Below are 17,868 nucleotides of genomic sequence, written 5' to 3'. Positions count from 1 at the left end.
AATGATCAGTATATCCACAGGCCAGCACTACAGTTGGGTCTTTATACGAAAGCAATTTCTTAATTCAAAAATGACTTATTGAGTCAAATTTAAATCCTAGTATTATGAACCTAAAATTATTAAGAACGCAGCAAATAATTCAATTTTGAATTTTAGCATTAACTGAATCAACGTATCAAAACGATTTATTTTTGGCACACTCCTTGCATATTGTTAGTATGACTTCTTTATTTTTGAATGAAGAAAGGGGAGGACCAATGGATAGACCTTGGATAAAGCATATCCCGTCCGGAAATCCAATAGAGATTGATATTCCTGAAATTTCATTGACAGAACTATTTTTTCAATCAGTCGAACAGTATTCGGATAATACAGCGATAACGTTCATGGAGAAAAGGTGTACATATTCAGAGTTGGGGAAGTTAGTGAAAAAATGTGCCCGCTTGCTTGCTGATGAAGGGATTGGAAAGGGAGATCGTGTGGCTATCATGCTTCCTAATTGTCCCCAATATCCAATTGGTTTTTTTGGAACTCTTTTGAATGGAGCCATTGTTGTCCAAATCAATCCAATGTATAAGGCGAACGAATTAATGCATGTCCTGAAAGATTCAGGTGCAAGGCACATCATTGTACTCGACGATTTATTGCCCATAGTTGAAGCCGTCATAGCTGAAACCGATGTTGAAAAGGTGTTGAGCGTGTCTCTGGAAAAGGGCAAATGTGAAATGACAAAAAAACTGCTATCTGTAACAGAGGCGGATTTCACTGTGGAGATTGAACCTGCTAGAGATGTCGCCGTCCTCCAATATACTGGAGGAACGACAGGGCGTTCTAAAGGCGCGATGCTAACCCATCGTAATATCGTAGCCAATACGCTGCAAAGTGCAGCCACTTCAAGAATCAATACTCAAAAGGGGAAGGAAAGGGTACTGGGCGTTTCCCCATTATTTCATGTTTACGGCATGACTTCAGGGATGAACCTGACGTTTTATAATGGCGGGGAATTAATTCTTGTATCCCGATTTGAGGTAACGGAGATCGTCGATATTATCACTAATCTTAAACCGACTATTTTTCCAGGGGTACCGACGATGTATATTGCTTTATTACAATATTACCAGTCCCATCCATTTGATTTGGATACATTGACATCTTGCGTTTCGGGTTCGTCACCATTGCCATTGCATGTATTGTCAAGGTTCAGCGAACTTAGTGGAACAAAGATTGCTGAGGGCTATGGACTGTCCGAGGCGTCACCAGTCACGCACCGGAATCCAGTCAGCGGCCTGCAAAAACCAGGAAGTATCGGGATTCCGATACAAAATACGGATGCCGCCATAATTGACAGCATTACAGGAGAGCCAGCCCTCTTGGTTGATACACCAGGTGAATTGGTCATAAAGGGTCCACAGGTAATGAAAGGTTATTGGGGCATGCCTGAAGAGACGAAGAAGACGATTCAAAACGGATGGCTGCATACCGGTGATATGGCCAAGATGGATGAAGATGGCTTCTTTTACATTGTGGGACGGAAGAAAGAGATGATCATCGCAGGCGGATTCAATATTTATCCAATTGAAATTGAAGATATACTATACAGCCACCCTAAGGTTCTTGAAGCTGCCGTCTTTGGCGTTCCCGATCAATATCGCGGTGAAACGGTACATGCAGCGGTAGTTCTAAAACCAAGTGAAAGAATAACTGAAAACGAATTGAAGGATTATTGCCGAAAGCAGCTCGCTGCCTTCAAGGTCCCAAAAGCAATCACATTTGAAAGTGAACTTCCGAAGACGGCGGTAGGTAAAATTTTAAAACGCAAGCTTCAAGAAAAACATATCGCTCATTCTAACTAGATATGAAAGCGTTAACAATCAATTCGCAGATAAAGGGGAATGCAAATGGACTTTCGCTTAGATGAAGACATCCTGCTACTTAAAGAAAATATACGCCAGTTTATCGAAGAACAAATCGATCCATTTTCCATGCAGATAGAGGATGAAGATCATATCCCGGAATCCATCATAAATTTATCGAAGGAAATCGGGCTATTCGGACTTAGTATCCCGGAAAGGTATGGCGGACTCGGAATCGGGATGGTGGGAAAATGTGCTTTATATGAGGAAATCGGCAAAACACATAATGGATATACCACTCTGATTGGTGCCCACACCGGTATAGGGACGGTAGGGATAGTCGAAATGGGCAATGAAATGCAAAAGGAAAAATACCTACCAGATATGGCAAGCGGTAATAGAATTGGCGCTTTTGCTTTAACTGAGCCTGCAGCGGGGTCCCATGCTACGAATCTCAAAATGACGGCAGTCAAAAATGGCGATAAATATATTTTAAATGGTACCAAGCATTATATAACGAATGCAGATGTAGCAGATATTTTTACAGTTATGGCCGTTACGGACAAAGATAAAGGGGCGAAAGGGATCACCTCATTCATAGTAGAAAAGGATTTTCCGGGTTTTAGAGTTGGTAGCCTGGAAAGGAAGATGGGTCTTCGAGGCTCACATTCGGCCGAATTGTTTTTTGAAGATTGCGAGGTTCCTGCTGGAAATGTACTGGGGGACGTCGGCCAAGGGTATGTAAATGCCTTGAAAATCCTTGCAAATGGCCGGGCAGGCCTTGCTGCCCGTAATTTGGGGTCCTGTCAATACCTGCTCGATCTTTCTACCAAATATGCCACAGAACGTGAACAATTCAATGTCCCGATCATTGATCATCAAGCCGTGTCCCATATGATTGCCGAGATGGCAATGGAAATAGAAGCACTTCGCTCATTCACATACAGGGTCGCATGGATGGTCGATCAGAAAGAAAAAATCATTAAAGAAGCGGCCATGCTTAAGTTGTATGGTTCGGAAGTATATAATCGTGTCGCTGATAAGGCCGTACAGATTCATGGCGGGATGGGATACATGAAGGATTATCCAGTTGAACGTTTCTATCGGGATGCCCGAATCACCAGAATATATGAAGGCACGTCCGAAATCCAAAAAAATATCATTACCGGGCAATTAAAGAGAAAATATCAAAACTAGTCTTGGAAAGCGGAGGGGTTAATATGGATTTACGACTATCTGATGAACAAAAAATGGTGCAAAAAACAATACGCAAGTTCGTGGAAAATGAATTGATTCCATTGGAAAATGAAGTGCTTCGCAATGAAATGGCAGGGAAACCTAGTTTACCAGAGGGGACATTGAAAGATTTACAGGAAAAAGCAAAAAAAGCCGGGTTTTGGGGCATCAATACCCCGGAGGAATATGGCGGGGCAGACCTAGGTCAGCTCATGATGGCAATTGTCTTGATGGAAGTGTCAAAAACGTTTGTACCATTCAGCTTTGGAGGTTCGGCTGATAACATCCTTTATTATGCAAATGAAGAACAGAAACAGAAATATCTGATCCCTACTATTAATGGTGAGAAAAAGTCCTGTTTTGCCATGACGGAGCCGGGGGCTGGGTCCGATACGCGAAATATTAAAATGACGGCAGTAAAAGAAGGAAATGAATGGGTGCTTAACGGAGAAAAAACATTCATCACTGGAGGAAATGATGCCGATTTCGTCATGGTCATTGCCGTAACTGACAAAGAACGTCATCAAGCAACCGGGACGGAAGGGGTAACCTGTTTCATTGTAGACCGTGATATGGGCTGGAGATCAGAATATATCAATACGATGGGAGAATGGGGACCGGCCGGTTTAGTTTTTGATAATGTCAGGGTACCCGAAGAAAACATCTTGGGGGAAGTGCATGGCGGTTATAAACTAGGCTTGGAATGGATTGGGTTTGCAAGATGGATCGTGGGCGCACGTGCTGTCGGTTCTGCAGAAAGATTGCTGCAAATGGCAATAGTATACGCTAAAGAACGAGTAACTTTCGGTAAACCGATCGCTGAGCGCCAGGCCATTCAATGGCAGATAGCTGATTCGGCCGTAGAAATTGAAGCTGCTAGATGGCTTGTATTGAATGCGGCTTTTACACTTGATAATGGAGAAGACAACCGCCATTTAGCTTCAATGGCTAAACTCTATGGAGCCAATATGGGGAATCGTGTCGTGGATCGTGTATTGCAGATACATGGTGGCATGGGATATACGAAGGAGCTTCCCATCGAACGCTGGTACCGCGAGGCAAGGCTTTGGAGGATTTATGATGGTACGGATGAAATACAGCGTATGATCATTTCCCGAAATTTGATTAAGGGTCATGTTAAATTAGGACAATTCTTATAATAGATTAGGAGGAAACGATTATGTCAGGGAGATTTTCAGGGAAAACGGCTTTAGTTACAGGTGGAAGCAGGGGGATTGGCCGGGCGATCGTCGAACTATTTGCCAGTGAAGGCGCAAACGTGGCGATTATCGATATCAACGAAGAGGTTTTGACAGCAACAGGAAATGAATTAAGGGACAAGGGTTATACCATTTTTACCAAAGTGGCCAACGTGGTCAATCCAGAAGAGGTGGAAGCATCGATAAAAGAAATAGCCGACACATTCGGATCCCTTGATATTCTCGTGAATAATGCTGGGGTCATCCGGGATAATTTACTTTTTAAAATGACCGATTCTGATTGGCAGACGGTAATGGATGTGCATTTAAAAGGTACTTTCAATGCAGTACGTGCCGCCCAGAAGCATATGGTTGCAAATAAGTACGGAAGAATCATCAATATATCATCCACTTCGGCACTTGGGAACCGCGGGCAGGCTAATTATTCAGCCGCAAAAGCTGGGCTTCAGGGGTTAACAAAAACACTGGCGATTGAACTTGGCAAATATGGGATAACGGCTAATTCGGTAGCACCAGGCTTTATCGAAACCGAAATGACGAAAGAAACAGCTAGGCGGGTGGGAGTGAGTTTTGAACAATTCATCCAGGAGAGGGCAAACAGCATTCCGGTTGCCAGAAGCGGTTTGCCAAGTGATATTGCTCATGCTGTTGCATTCTTTGCCGATGAGGCATCCTCATTCATTAGCGGGCAGGTTTTATATGTTGCGGGCGGTCCGAAAAATTAAGGGAAAAGGCGGGATGTTATGTTCAACGAAAGTATTGGAAAACGATCCAACCCCGTTAAAAATATAGTTGAACGGGGAGCCGTTAAAAAATTCGCATTATCGATTGGTGATCCCCACCCGATTTTCATTGATGAAGAAACAGGCAGGCAATCAAGGTACGGTACGAATATCGCTCCACCAACTTTCCCAAGGGTCTTTGATTTTGGGATGATTGAAAGCTTAAATCTCCCGAATAAAGGCTTGATTCACGGTGAGCAGGTTTATCGCTATAACAGGCCGCTTAAGGTAGGGGAAGAAATCACCTGTTATACGGAAGTGAAAGACTATTATGAAAAAAAAGGGAAACAAGGGGAAATGGGATTTCTAGCCTTTAAAAATTATGGAAAGGATGCAAATGGGGAAATTGTCTTCACTGCTGAACAGCTTGTCATTTTAAATGAAACGATCAGAAGGATGGTGATGAGTAAGTGACGACATTAACCGAACTTCATATTGGTGACTCGTTACATTCCATCGAGCTTGCACCTGTAACGCGACTGGACCTCATTAAATATGCCGGCGCATCAGGTGATTTTAATCCCATTCATACCATTGATGAGGAAGCAAAAAATGCTGGTCTTCCAGGTATCATCGCTCATGGGATGTGGACGATGGGAAACCTCGCAAAGCTATTCAGTAATCTTTATGAAATTGGATTTATCGAAGAATACAGGATTCGTTTCAAGGGCATGGTTTTCTTGAATGATGTCATAACTCTTCAAGCGGATCTAAAAGAAAAAAATGGGAATAGATATTTTTTCAACGTAGCGGCCACTAACCAGTCAGGTAAGGAAGCGATCAGTGGAGAGGTTATTTTTAAGACTTACTGAGGTAAAGTAGTGATGAAAATTATTTCATCACTACTTTTTTTAGGAGCGAAATTCGACAATTTTAAAGGAGTTTCGAAAATTATCCAGAATTGTACTTAAAAAGAATTCTTTTTGCGGCGGTGAATAGTAATGAATCAAGTGAAACAGGATTCTCAGCTTAATTTGCTCAAAGAGTGGACCTTTCCTGCACTAGTCGTGGATTCTGCAAATCGGATTAAGGATTGGGGAAACTATTTTAATCGATTGTTAAGCCATGATGGTAATAATACATTAACCGAACAATTCGATGAGTGGCAATTTCTCGATAATAAAAGGCTTGCAGCTGCAAGGCTGCATGATAAACGGTATTTATTTTTATTAATGAAACAAATGGATGCTGACAATATTCTTTATATAGGCAGGGAAACGGAATTTTTGGATGATTTATTGATTGATGCTCATGAGACGGATAAATTGAATCGCGCACTCGATGCAATAATCGAAAATTCCTATGATGGAATATACATCACCGATCAAGATGGAATCACGCTTTATACCAATTCGGCAATTGAACGGATCACAGGCATACCAAAAGAGTACTATATCGGCAAATCTGTGGACCAATTGATTAAACGCGGCATACTGAATGCGTCGGTGACTCATAAGGTAGTGAAGCTGAGACGAACGGTATCAGTCGTACAGGATAATTTTGCGGGAAAGGAAACATTGATAACAGGGAGTCCCGTTTTTAATGCAGAAGGGGAAATAGAGCAAGTCGTTACGAATATAAGGGATTTATCTGATTTAAATGAACTGATGCATGAGTTGACGAAAGCTAATGAACTGAATAATCAATATAAGCAGGAAATTGAGAAACTGCGGAAGATAACGAGCAAAGATGGAGTCGTATTCGTCAGTGATAAAATGAAAATGATTTATGAGATAGCAGAAAGAATATCGGATATTGATGCGACAGTACTCATACTGGGAGAAACGGGTGTTGGAAAGGATGTCCTTGCCCGCAATATCTATAATCGGAGCATCCGGTCTAAAAAAGGAGATTTCATCAAAATAAATTGCGGGGCAATTCCCGCTGATTTATTGGAATCCGAGCTCTTTGGATATGAAGGAGGGGCATTTACCGGAGCCAATCAAAAAGGAAAACCAGGGATGTTTGAGCTTGCAGAGAGTGGTATCCTATTCCTTGATGAAGTCGGTGAGCTTCCCCTGCAACTTCAGGTGAAGCTGCTCCGGGCCCTTCAGGAAAGGGAGATTCAAAGAATCGGAGGTACAAAACCAAAGAAAATCGATGTTCGCATAATAGCAGCCACGAACCGAAATCTTTCGGAAATGGTCAAAACGGGTGATTTTCGTGAAGACCTCTTTTATAGGTTGAATGTCATTCCGATTACGATTCCTCCTCTAAGGGAAAGAAGAGAGGATATCTTGGCATTGACTGACTTGTTTTTAACAAAAGCAAACGAACAATATAAATTCTCAAAAGAAATAGATTCGCGGTTGAAGGAATATTTTTATCAACATGATTGGCCAGGAAATGTCCGTGAATTGATTAATATTGTGGAAAGGCTCGTCGTGCTGACGGATAATCGAATATTATCGATTAACGACCTTCCGGAAGAATATCAGCCGGAAAATCGGAATCAACCGAACCTCAATGCTACCTTAACTTTAAAAGAAGCGGTGGAAAGAGCCGAAAAGGAAATTTTGACGAAAGCGGCTCAAACCTACCAAACTACATATGAAATAGCAGAAGCCCTGGAATCCAGTCAGGCAACAATCGTGAGGAAACTTAAAAAATATCAATTAAAGGTCAGTGGAAAAGAATAGATGAGTTTGAACTGTACCTCCCAATGTTAGAAAAATGGGAGGTACAGTTTTTTTGACTGATTATACGAGTGGCGAAAAATTGAATGTGAACCAAAGACGATAAGATAAAATAGAATGGAGCAGCGGTGTCCAACCTAGATTCACCAGATGTAAACTTCTTTGGCTAGAGGACGGTCTTACTGGGAAACCAGTCTGCTCGATCAACAAATTCATTTAAAGTTCCGATGAATTAGAGGAAAAGCCGATTTATACAGGGGAGGAAGAATATGAGAAGTTACAGAATTAATTTATCAACGCTGATTTGCGCTCGAACCTTCAGAATGTCAGAGGCAAACAGGGGAATTTATCAATAAGATATCTGATTAAATCCTATTCAATATATTGATTTAAATGGGTTTATTAAAGCTTTAAAACTTGGTAAGCCATTGAAAATCATGTATATTGTTTTTATACACATACAAGGGTAGTGGATCATTTTAATTGGAAAATATATATAAAGAACCAGCTACACAGTTCAGCCTAATTATTTTTCAAGTAAATCACTAGAAGGGAGATATAGAATTTGGACTCACTCAAGTTAATTGAATATGACATAGCCCTGCTTGTACGTCTAACAACATCCCCTAGTAGACAAATAGGCAACCTAGATCGATCCGAGTTTTTATTGCTAAGTGAATTGGATAAGCATGGGCCACTAGGCATTAATGAATTGTCAGACCAATTGAGACTGAATGTGTCTACCGCAAGTCGCCAGGTTGCCGCTATGGAGTCAAAGGAATTCATTCGCCGTTATCCAGATCCGAAAAACGGACGAATCAGCTTAATTGTCATGACGAAAGAAGGGCAAGAAATATTACATAATGCTCAGAAGTCTCGTCAAGAAAGATTATCCGATATTCTTAAAGACTGGTCAGAGGAAGATTTAAACGTTCTTCAGAGGAATTTAACACGTTTGAATCAGGATATTAAGAACTGGAAACAAAGATAATCCGAATTTTGATAAGCAGAAACAGTATTGCTTATACATATTTTAATGAACCTTTTCATGAAAAAGCCTAATTCAAATGTTCTTATTTGAATTAGGCTTTTTCATTTTTCCGTGTTATGGGTTTGTTTGGGTAATATTTTTATTGCTATATTTTATATATATTGTATAATACAAATTGTAAATAGCAAGTTTGGGTATGTTGCATGTTTATCTGATTAATATGAATGGATGGTGAAGACTTTTTTCTTTTGAAAATATTAAGGAATGGAAATTGACATTCAAAATTAGCTTAGAAAGAAAGGGGGAATTATATGAATTCACAAAATAATGTTTTGAGTGGGGAGATAAAGAAACCCCTCTTGCCGGAATATGTGCTCATTTCTATATTAACGTTATTTTCATTTGGGCCTCAATACTTTACAAGTCTTTCCTACATCTTGAATCAAATGGTTATTCAAAATGGACTTAACTTAAGTACACACGTTATGTTACTTCCATCCATTTGCTCAAATTTGGCTTTTTCGCTAGGTCTCCCATTTGGACGTATCCTTCCCATGAAATATGGAACAAGAAAAATTTATCTTACTTTCATTTTCATATTCCTTGGTGGAACGATCATCAATATTCTATGCTGGGGAATCATTCCGCTCACCATTGGCAGATCACTCCAAGGTTTAGGGGCAGGTGTATTGTTTCTGACAATCCTACCGCATAGTTTAAGGTCTTACCCAAACAAGGTGCGGAATCTGTTTATATTGTTTGCGATAGGTGGTTTATTTGGTTGCAGCGCGGTAGGTGCATTTGTTGGATCCTTATCTTTAAGTATTTCAGAGTGGAGATGGATATTCTTGTTAAATATTCTTTCATCCCTCATATGCCTTGTAATCGGATTCAGAATCTTATCCAAAACGAAGCCAGAGTTAAACTCAGGAACGACGAAACATAACATGAAAGGAATTTTCTTATTCACTTTATTAATAATGGACTTGATTTTCCCGCTTTATAACTTACAAGAACACGGCTTTACATCAATTCAAGTTTGGCCATTTTTTGTGATTGCTCTTCTATTGGCGCTATTGTTCATAGCGGTTGATTTTAATGCTGTGGATTCCTTTATTCCAATCCGATCATTGTGGTCAGCAAAAACAGTTTCGGGAACAATTATGGCTTTAACTGCTCATATTGCTCTTATCGTCGCGATTGCAGGAGCTAATGGTTTTTTGCGTAACATTCTTGATCCCCCATTCATATACCTTACTTATTTTTATTTGTGGTTTTTTGTTGGATTCTTGGCGTCGGGTATCGTCTGTACTCTGCTATATGACAAATGGGGTGCAGGCAGGCTGGGAATGGTAGGTTCCATCATTATAATAATGATCAGCATTCAATGGAGATCAATGGGAACCGAGGTTTCTTTAACGGCAATAAATGTTCAAATGGCTTGTATTGGCGTAGGCGTAAGCATGGTGCTATTATCAGGGGCATTGGGAACAGCACTGGCAGGTGACATTCACAAGGCAGTACTAAGGTCGTCATCCCTGCATTCTATGAGAAATTTATTTGGTTCAATTGCTGGACCAGTAATAGGATGGTTTGCTTATCGAATGCATGCGATTCACTATGAAGATGTTCGAGGGGAAATATCACTATTGAACCCCGAAACTAACTCAGAGATGGCCGGATTGGTCCGCAATTATATCAATAATGGACATACACTGACAGAGGCAAAAAGCATGGCTTATTATTCAATGGTTGAGAATAGTCAAAAAGGTGCGCTTCTAGGAGCTTACCATGATTTATTTACCATTCTCCTAGTATTAGGCATAATCATGTTGTTAGCTTCCATCGGAAAGGCTGTAACGGGCAAAGGAAGGTCGCTAGTGCAGAAAGAGCAGCACATTTTACTTCCAGCACCATTGGAAAAAACGAATAAAAAGGGGAAATACGTATGAGTAAAGGTCGTTTAATAATAGCCAATATTTTGGGTGTTCTTGTTGTAATTGCTTTGCTAGCAGGCGGTGCAAACTATTATTATCAAAATGAGAACTTTGTTAAAACTGATGATGCGAAGGTATCTGCAGACATGGTTCAAATTGTAGCACCAGCTTCTGGTATGCTCAAAGATTGGGATATTAAAGAAGGTAAAGCTGTTACAAAAGGAAAGGCAGTAGGAATAATTGAAGAAGAAGGTCAAGACGTTTCCATAAAGTCTACCATGGAGGGAACGATTATTAAAAATGGAGCCGGAAATGACCAGCTAGTACAAGGTGGCCAAGTGCTAGCCCAAGCTGCAGACCTCAACCATTTATACATTACAGCTAACATCAAGGAAACAGATTTAAAGGATATTGAAAAAGGCGATTCAGTGGATATAAACGTAGATGGCGATACCGATGTAACTTTCGAAGGAAAAGTTGAAGAAATCGGCTATGCTACTAAATCTGTATTTTCGTCTTTACCAGAGTCGATTACGGGCAATTTCACAAAGGTCACTCAAAAAGTTTCTGTTAAAATCTCAATTATGAATCCATCTGCCAAAGTACTTCCTGGTATGAATGCTAAAGTTAAAATCTCGTTGTAGATGAAAGTTCGCATCAATGCAACCAAGAGGAGTGGGGAATTTTATGAAAATCTATGTAGTCTATGATAGTGAGGGTGAACATACAAAGGCACTGGCATATTCAATAGCGGAAGGGGCTCAAGAAGTGTATGGTGCAGAAGTGCATATAGATCATGTGGATCAGGCAGATGTATATAAGCTATCAGAAATGGATGCGATTGTATGGGGATGTCCTGGACATTTCGGGACGATTAGCTCTGGATTAAAAGCTTGGATTGATAAATTAGGGTTCTTATGGGCAGAAGGTAAGCTGATAAACAAAATTGGTGCTGTATTTTGTACGACTGCTACCGTCCATGGAGGATTAGAAGCAACGATGCTTAACCTCATTACACCAATGCTTCACCAAGGGATGATTATCGTGGGCTTACCTGGTAATGTTCCAGAAAATGCTTTATATGGATCTTATTACGGGGTAGGGGTGTCCTGTCCTGTTGATAGTACAGATTTCCTCCCTAAGCAAGCCCAAGAGTTAGGAAGAGCTTTAGGAAAACGTGTAGCGGAAGTCACACAAACTCTAACACATGTACAGTAAGGGGTTGGTCAGATGGTGACCATTATTGCTTGTATAGGATTGGCTATGGCTGTTATTGGGGGATTGTTTAAGATTAATTTCTGGTCAACTTCAAAAGAAGAGGTGGCACGTGAAACGGTTATAAACGAAATTGGTAAGGAAGCCATCCATTCACCTGACAAATCTGAATTGGTTCCAGAGGAGACTCTAACTGCTTCCGCTGGGCAGGTTAAGCACATGAACGATCAGGCCTACCGCCAAGCCCTTCAATGTTTCCAGGATACGACGCAGGAAGATTTAAACATCAAGGGATTGACTATGAAGGATGAAGAATATAGAAAAGCGTTAAAAACCATGAATTGTAAGCGTGAAAATGAAAAAAACAGAGAAGTGTAGAAAAATTCCTAAGGATGATCTAACTTCTAAAAAGTGAGGTAACATTAAATCGTGAGTTAAGTACAACTGCAAGGTAACGGTTCTTAGACTTATGAATGCGTATTCCATTCGATCGGTAAGAGATTAGAGGATTAACAATAATTTAATAGCTGATCTCTGTGGTAAAAGCTGATAAGGAAATCTTGACGACGGCTTAAACCTACCAAATTACCATGAAATCGGAGAAGCGCTTGATTCCTCAGGCAACAATTGTGAGGAAACTTAAAAAATATCCATTAAAGGTCATGGAAATAATAGGTATGTATGAACAGCACCTCCAATTTTGGAAATTATCCAAAATTGGAGGTGCTGTCTTTTTGACTGAATTCCTAATTATATTAACGCGTTTTGGGGGATGACGGGCTTTATTACCTTAGAAAATTATCGGTTCTTAGGTTGCGTTTTTGTGCATTATTACCTGCTAATGTGTGAACTGATGGAAGTTATAAACTGGTTTTTTGGTTCCTTTCCATTTTAATTTTTTTATTGATTCAGAATTGATTTTTTCAGTCATTAGTGAATGAAGGACATCCCGTATGGAACCGATACTTTTGAGATTTTACAATTCAATAATGAATTCATAGACTGGTTAATAGCCTTATTGAAGGTGATTTAATGTTTGGCACGGCACTTGCATTATTAATCTGGAAATTAATCTGGAAATTATCCTGCGGAAATGATTCTCCTATGGAAGGTGCGAGGTGAAAGGGGTGAAAAAACCAGACGGCTACCGTGTATAAACCGTCATTAAACAGAAAATGGAATCAAGGGCTTTCCCTAAATACAGCTTGTCTGCACGATCGTTACGCCAAAAAAATGAAAGCGCTAACAACAGATACCTAAGCTATTTCTATAGGCGGAGAATAAAGGGAATTAAAGCTTATTGGCCCTTCCCGAGATGTTGATGCTATGGGAGAGTAAGTGAAATTGTTTTTAATACAGATGTGTGCTTTTAAAATATGGACAGGATTGTGAGCCAGGGAATGAACAGCAAAGTGAAATTCATTAATTTTCAAGGAGGAAGTAAATGGAAATTTTGGTCCAGCAGCTTTTTAATGGTTTGACGATTGGCAGCGTATATAGTCTTGTTGCACTGGGATTGACGCTAGTATATGGAATTTTGCATATTCCGAACTTTGCACACGGTGCCCTATATATGTTGGGAGGATATATCACGTTGTCAATGATGACATTATATGGGGTCAATTACTGGATGGCCATGTTCGTATCCATTATCGTTGTTGGTTTGTTGGGAGTCCTTTTGGAACGTTTCGTGTTCCGCCTGTTAAGGGAGGCACCTCCGTTGCACGATAAGATTGCAGCCATCGGCATTCTCCTTTTTCTTGAAGCTTTTGCCCAATTTGTCTGGGGTGCCGACTTCCATACTATGACTTCTCCATATGGTCAAGTCGTCAATATCCTGGGACTGACGTTCACACTTCAGCGATTATTGATCATCGTGTCAGCTATCGCAGTGATGGTTTTACTTTACCTTTTCCTAAAAAAAACTTATGCCGGTTCGACGATAATTGCAATGTCCCAAAGCCGTGAAGGGGCGTCATTAGTAGGAATCAACATTAATAAAGTCGCGATGCTTACCTTCATGATATCGGGGGGATTAGCAGCCATCGCTTCATCCCTTGCATCACCGATTAATCTTGTTTTTCCCGGCATGGGGCATTTAGTCATCCTAAAAGCCTTCGTCATTATCATATTGGGTGGGATGGGCAGCATCCCGGGGGCGATCGTAGGTGGATATATCCTAGGGTTCAGTGAGAGCCTTGGTGCAACTTATATTTCAAATGATTATAAAGACATCATTGCATTCATACTTTTAGTCATCATATTAACGGTGAAACCAACAGGTCTTTTTGCAAAGGGGGAGAGGTAGTGTGAGGATATTAACGAAAAGAAATGGGATTATCGCTCTTATCATCTTTGCTTTTTCATTCCCCTATATCGCGCAAAACGATTATTATCTCCATATGCTGACACTTTCGTTCATCTGGGCGATAGCTGTTTATGGAATCAATTTATTATCAGGCTATACTGGGTATCTCTCGCTTGCACATGCTGGATTTTTTGCGATTGGAGCATATTCTCTTGGGTTGCTCACAGTAAAAGCGGAAATGAACTTTTGGCTGGCACTTATATGTGCATGTTTAATCACATGTGCCATTGGGTTTTTAATTGGTTTGATTGCGCTGAGGACAAAGGAACACTTTTTCGCGATTTATACCCTATGTGTGGGTTACATCATATATCTGGTGATCGATAAATGGGAGGGACTTACAGAGGGGGTTAGGGGATTGATCGGGATCCCTGCTCCCGGGAATATAGGGCCGATCACATTCGATACTGCAGCATCCCAATATTATCTCGTTCTCATTTTCCTGCTTGCAGTGATTTTAATCATGTATCGAATTATACGCTCGTTGACTGGCAGAACGTATATGGCCATCAGGAACAGCGAGGATCTAGCACAAACGATTGGTATATCCACAATGAAGAATAAGTTAACCGCATTTGTCCTATCCACATTCTTCGCAGGTTTGGCAGGTGCCTTGTATGCTTCATTCATTCGTTTCATTGGACCTGATATCGGATCAACTGCCATCATGTTCGATTTATTGATGTATTTATTGGTTGGTGGAATCGGCACACTTTCAGGACCATTGGTAGGAACATTATTATTAGTAATCCTGTCGCAGAATCTGCAATTCCTTCAAGAATATCGAATGTTGATATTCGGACCATTACTTACGGTGATCATTATTTTTTATCCGCGCGGAATCGCAGGGGCCTTCTATGATTGGCAAAGAAAGCGAAAAGATAATGAGCTGTCCGGGGTTAGGGGCGAATTGCACATAAAAGCTGAGGAGGGATGAATTTGTTAATCGAAACTAAGAATTTGACAAAGCGTTTCGGAGGCTTGGCGGCCGTCAATAATGTGGATTTTTCAATTGAAAAAGGTAGAATCAATGCAATAATCGGGCCAAATGGTGCAGGGAAATCCACTTTTTTTAACTTGATCAGTGGCTTTCATCGACCGACTTCCGGGACGGTCCTTTTTAAAGGGATTGATATCACCAAACTTCCTGCCAATGAAATAGCGGGGCTCGGAATTTCAAGAACCTTTCAAACGACAAGCCTTTTCGATCAATCGACCGTGTTGGATAATGTCATTGTCGGTCATAGACTGCGAACAAAATCCAATTTGGTGGATGCCATTCTAAGAACAAAACGTTTAAAACGGGAGGAAGCGGCTTGCAGGGATAAGGCTATGGAGGTGCTTGATATTGTCGGATTAACGGAATCGGCTGACAGAATGGTCTCGAACATCTCACAGGAGGAAAAGAAACGGACAGCCATTGCCCTAGCCCTAGCGACAGAACCGGAAATCATCTTTCTTGATGAACCTGCTGCGGGAATCAACCCGGATGAAACGGAAGGCTTGACAGAACTGATTAAAAAATTGAATCAATCGGGACTGACCGTTTGTTTAATCGAGCACAAAATGCATATGATCATGAACTTGGCAGACCACATCATGGTCCTTAATTACGGAGAAAAAATTGCCGAGGGCACACCTAAGGAAATCCGCGGAAATGAAGCGGTCATTAAAGCGTATTTGGGAGGGAGTGCCAGTGCTTAAGTTAACAGATGTCGCCGTGAATTATGGAAGTTTCACTGCGATAAACCATGTGAATATCGAAGTTGCCGAGGGAGAGATCGTTGTTTTGCTAGGAGCTAATGGGGCAGGGAAAAGCACGACTTTTCGTTCCATAAGTGGAATCAGTAAGCTTTCCAAGGGGGAAATCCATTTTCAAGGCATACCGATAGGGGGCCGTGCCCCGGATAAGAATGTTCGGGAGGGGATCGTTCAGTGTGCCGAAGGACGTAAACTGTTTCCACAGATGACCGTTCAGGAAAATCTGCGGATGGGTGCCTATGTGCATCGAAAGAAAAAAGCGGAGATCAAGGATTCCTTGGAATACGTCTATCACTTATTCCCGATTTTAAAAGAAAAGCATCATGATGAAGCTGGAAGCCTGAGCGGCGGCCAACAGCAAATGCTCGCAATTGGTAGGGCTTTGATGTCGAAACCGAAATTGTTGATGCTTGATGAGCCTTCGGTGGGACTCGCTCCACTCATAGTCGAACAAATGTTTCAAGTCATTGAAGAAATAAACCGCGAAGGAATCACAATCCTGCTTGCTGAACAAAACGCGAATGCTGCCCTAAGCATTGCAGATAAAGGATATGTTTTTGAAAATGGGGAAATTGTCGTTCAAGGGACAGCAAGTGAGTTATTAGCCAATGATGAAGTAAGGAAAGCGTATATTGGGGCCTGAATAAATTGAATGGGGGATTTTTATGAAAAAACTGAAAGTATTATTTGTCTTTCTCCTGCTAACCATCACTGTTTTGACCGGGTGCAATAAAGGGGATAGCCCTGTGTCCAGCAGTGGCAGTAAAGGAAAAAATGACAATGTCGTAAACATCGGTTTTAGCGGTCCTTTAAGCGGGGCAGCAGCGTTATATGGGAAACGGACATTGAATGGTGTCGAAATGGCCGTCAATGAAATTAATGATGCTGGTGGTTTTGAAGTAGCTGGTAAGAAATACACGTTGAACTTAGTATCGTTGGACGATAAATACTTACCTAATGAAACAGGGTCGAATGCTAAACGTTTAATTCAGGAATATGATACGCCGATCATTTTCACGCCTCACAGCGGAGGCGTGCTGGCACTACAGGTTTTTAATGAACAAGAGGAATTCATCATTGGTGCATATACGAGTGAACCGGCAGTGACCGAGAGCGGAAATTCATTAACTGTTCGAATCCCACCGAATTACGAGGGGTATATCGAGCCTTTTACAACATATGCGATGGAACATTTCGGCAAGAAAATTGCCGCTTTGCCAACATCTTCGCAATATGGTAAAGACTGGACGGAAGCCGTGCTCCCACATTGGGAAAAGCAAGGCGGAAAAGTCGTTTATAATTCTTCGATTGATTTCGCCAAAGAAACCGATTTCTTTACGATTGTCACAAATGCCTTGAAAAAAGATCCTGATGTGCTATTCATCGGTGGTGCTTCGGAACCTACGGCAAAAGTGGCGAAGCAAGCTCGGGAGCTAGGATTTAAAGGCGGTTTCATCATCATGGATCAAGCAAAGCTGGATCAGATGAAGCCGATTGCAGGTTCATATGAAACATTGGAAGGCTCGATTGGCGTTCTGCCATTGATGGACTCAGATGAAGAAGCTGTGCCTGCATTCGTCGAGAAATATCAAAAGAATTATAAGGAAGATCCAAGCTCCGAAGTAGGATTGAATTATATCGCGATGTATGCGTTTGTGGAAGCCATGAAATCTGCAGGCAGCGTTGATGATGCCAAGGCCATCCGTAAACATATGCAAGACGGACTTTCAAATATAGGGCCAGATCAAAAAATATACGATATTCCCTCGATAGATGAAAATGGAGGATTTGCATCAACCATTGTCGTTGGTGCAGTAGAAAACGGGAAAGTGGTCCCTATCCGTTAACTGGGTAAAGGAGGACAGGTGT

The 17,868-nt window shown here is 41.1% G+C and carries 17 protein-coding genes; all 17 read left to right on the top strand.

Annotated elements, in window-relative coordinates; translation table 11 throughout:
* Positions 1–257 precede the first annotated feature (257 nt).
* The 17 genes from A6755_RS15970 (at position 258) to A6755_RS15885 (ending at position 17,846) form a co-directional block, all read left to right on the top strand.
* Positions 258–1,853 carry a long-chain-fatty-acid--CoA ligase gene (locus A6755_RS15970; protein WP_063591290.1) on the top strand — a complete coding sequence of 532 codons (1,596 nt, stop codon included), beginning with the start codon at positions 258–260 and terminating at the stop codon, positions 1,851–1,853.
* A gap of 45 nt (positions 1,854–1,898) precedes the next feature.
* Positions 1,899–3,050, top strand: a complete 1,152-nt coding sequence (locus A6755_RS15965) for an acyl-CoA dehydrogenase family protein (RefSeq protein ID WP_063591289.1) — start codon at positions 1,899–1,901, stop codon at positions 3,048–3,050.
* 23 nt (positions 3,051–3,073) lie between these two features.
* Positions 3,074–4,249: an acyl-CoA dehydrogenase family protein gene (locus tag A6755_RS15960; RefSeq protein WP_063591288.1), complete on the top strand. Its 1,176-nt coding sequence runs from the start codon at positions 3,074–3,076 to the stop codon at positions 4,247–4,249.
* Positions 4,250–4,269: 20 nt separating this feature from the next.
* On the top strand, positions 4,270–5,034 hold the full coding sequence (locus A6755_RS15955; RefSeq protein ID WP_063591287.1) for an SDR family oxidoreductase: 765 nt from the start codon (positions 4,270–4,272) through the stop codon (positions 5,032–5,034).
* Between the two features lie 18 nt (positions 5,035–5,052).
* Entirely contained in the window at positions 5,053–5,505 is a 453-nt protein-coding gene (locus A6755_RS15950) for a MaoC family dehydratase N-terminal domain-containing protein (protein WP_063591286.1), read from the top strand.
* Positions 5,502–5,903: a MaoC/PaaZ C-terminal domain-containing protein gene (locus A6755_RS15945; RefSeq protein WP_063591285.1), complete on the top strand. Its 402-nt coding sequence runs from the start codon at positions 5,502–5,504 to the stop codon at positions 5,901–5,903. Before A6755_RS15950 ends, A6755_RS15945 begins: the two co-directional genes overlap by 4 nt.
* Before the next feature lie 129 nt (positions 5,904–6,032).
* Positions 6,033–7,730: a sigma-54 interaction domain-containing protein gene (locus tag A6755_RS15940; protein ID WP_084737825.1), complete on the top strand. Its 1,698-nt coding sequence runs from the start codon at positions 6,033–6,035 to the stop codon at positions 7,728–7,730.
* Between the two features lie 562 nt (positions 7,731–8,292).
* Complete coding sequence (locus tag A6755_RS15935; RefSeq protein ID WP_063591284.1) at positions 8,293–8,718, top strand: MarR family winged helix-turn-helix transcriptional regulator; 426 nt, start codon at positions 8,293–8,295, stop codon at positions 8,716–8,718.
* A 311-nt stretch (positions 8,719–9,029) separates the two neighbouring features.
* Positions 9,030–10,670, top strand: a complete 1,641-nt coding sequence (locus A6755_RS15930; protein WP_063591283.1) for an MFS transporter — start codon at positions 9,030–9,032, stop codon at positions 10,668–10,670.
* Positions 10,667–11,299, top strand: coding sequence for an HlyD family efflux transporter periplasmic adaptor subunit (locus A6755_RS15925; protein WP_063591282.1), 633 nt, complete (start codon positions 10,667–10,669; stop codon positions 11,297–11,299). The genes A6755_RS15930 and A6755_RS15925 overlap by 4 nt, the downstream gene beginning before the upstream one ends.
* 43 nt (positions 11,300–11,342) lie before the next feature.
* Positions 11,343–11,873 (top strand): NAD(P)H-dependent oxidoreductase, encoded by a 531-nt coding sequence (locus A6755_RS15920; protein WP_063591281.1) that lies wholly within the window; start codon positions 11,343–11,345, stop codon positions 11,871–11,873.
* A gap of 12 nt (positions 11,874–11,885) precedes the next feature.
* Entirely contained in the window at positions 11,886–12,248 is a 363-nt protein-coding gene (locus A6755_RS15915; protein ID WP_063591280.1) for a hypothetical protein, read from the top strand.
* A 1,066-nt stretch (positions 12,249–13,314) separates the two neighbouring features.
* Positions 13,315–14,178, top strand: a complete 864-nt coding sequence (locus tag A6755_RS15905) for a branched-chain amino acid ABC transporter permease (protein ID WP_063591278.1) — start codon at positions 13,315–13,317, stop codon at positions 14,176–14,178.
* A gap of 1 nt (position 14,179) precedes the next feature.
* Positions 14,180–15,175 carry a branched-chain amino acid ABC transporter permease gene (locus A6755_RS15900; RefSeq protein ID WP_063591277.1) on the top strand — a complete coding sequence of 332 codons (996 nt, stop codon included), beginning with the start codon at positions 14,180–14,182 and terminating at the stop codon, positions 15,173–15,175.
* A 2-nt stretch (positions 15,176–15,177) separates the two neighbouring features.
* Positions 15,178–15,942, top strand: a complete 765-nt coding sequence (locus tag A6755_RS15895; RefSeq protein ID WP_034312361.1) for an ABC transporter ATP-binding protein — start codon at positions 15,178–15,180, stop codon at positions 15,940–15,942.
* A complete protein-coding gene (locus tag A6755_RS15890; RefSeq protein ID WP_063591276.1) occupies positions 15,935–16,642 on the top strand; it encodes an ABC transporter ATP-binding protein in 708 nt (235 codons plus the stop codon). The genes A6755_RS15895 and A6755_RS15890 overlap by 8 nt, the downstream gene beginning before the upstream one ends.
* A 22-nt stretch (positions 16,643–16,664) precedes the next feature.
* Complete coding sequence (locus A6755_RS15885; RefSeq protein ID WP_063591275.1) at positions 16,665–17,846, top strand: ABC transporter substrate-binding protein; 1,182 nt, start codon at positions 16,665–16,667, stop codon at positions 17,844–17,846.
* Positions 17,847–17,868: the final 22 nt, after the last annotated feature.

The organism is Peribacillus frigoritolerans (assembly GCF_001636405.1).
GTDB classification, from domain to species: Bacteria; Bacillota; Bacilli; order Bacillales; family DSM-1321; genus Peribacillus; species Peribacillus frigoritolerans.
This window is presented reverse-complemented; position numbering and strand designations above follow the sequence as displayed.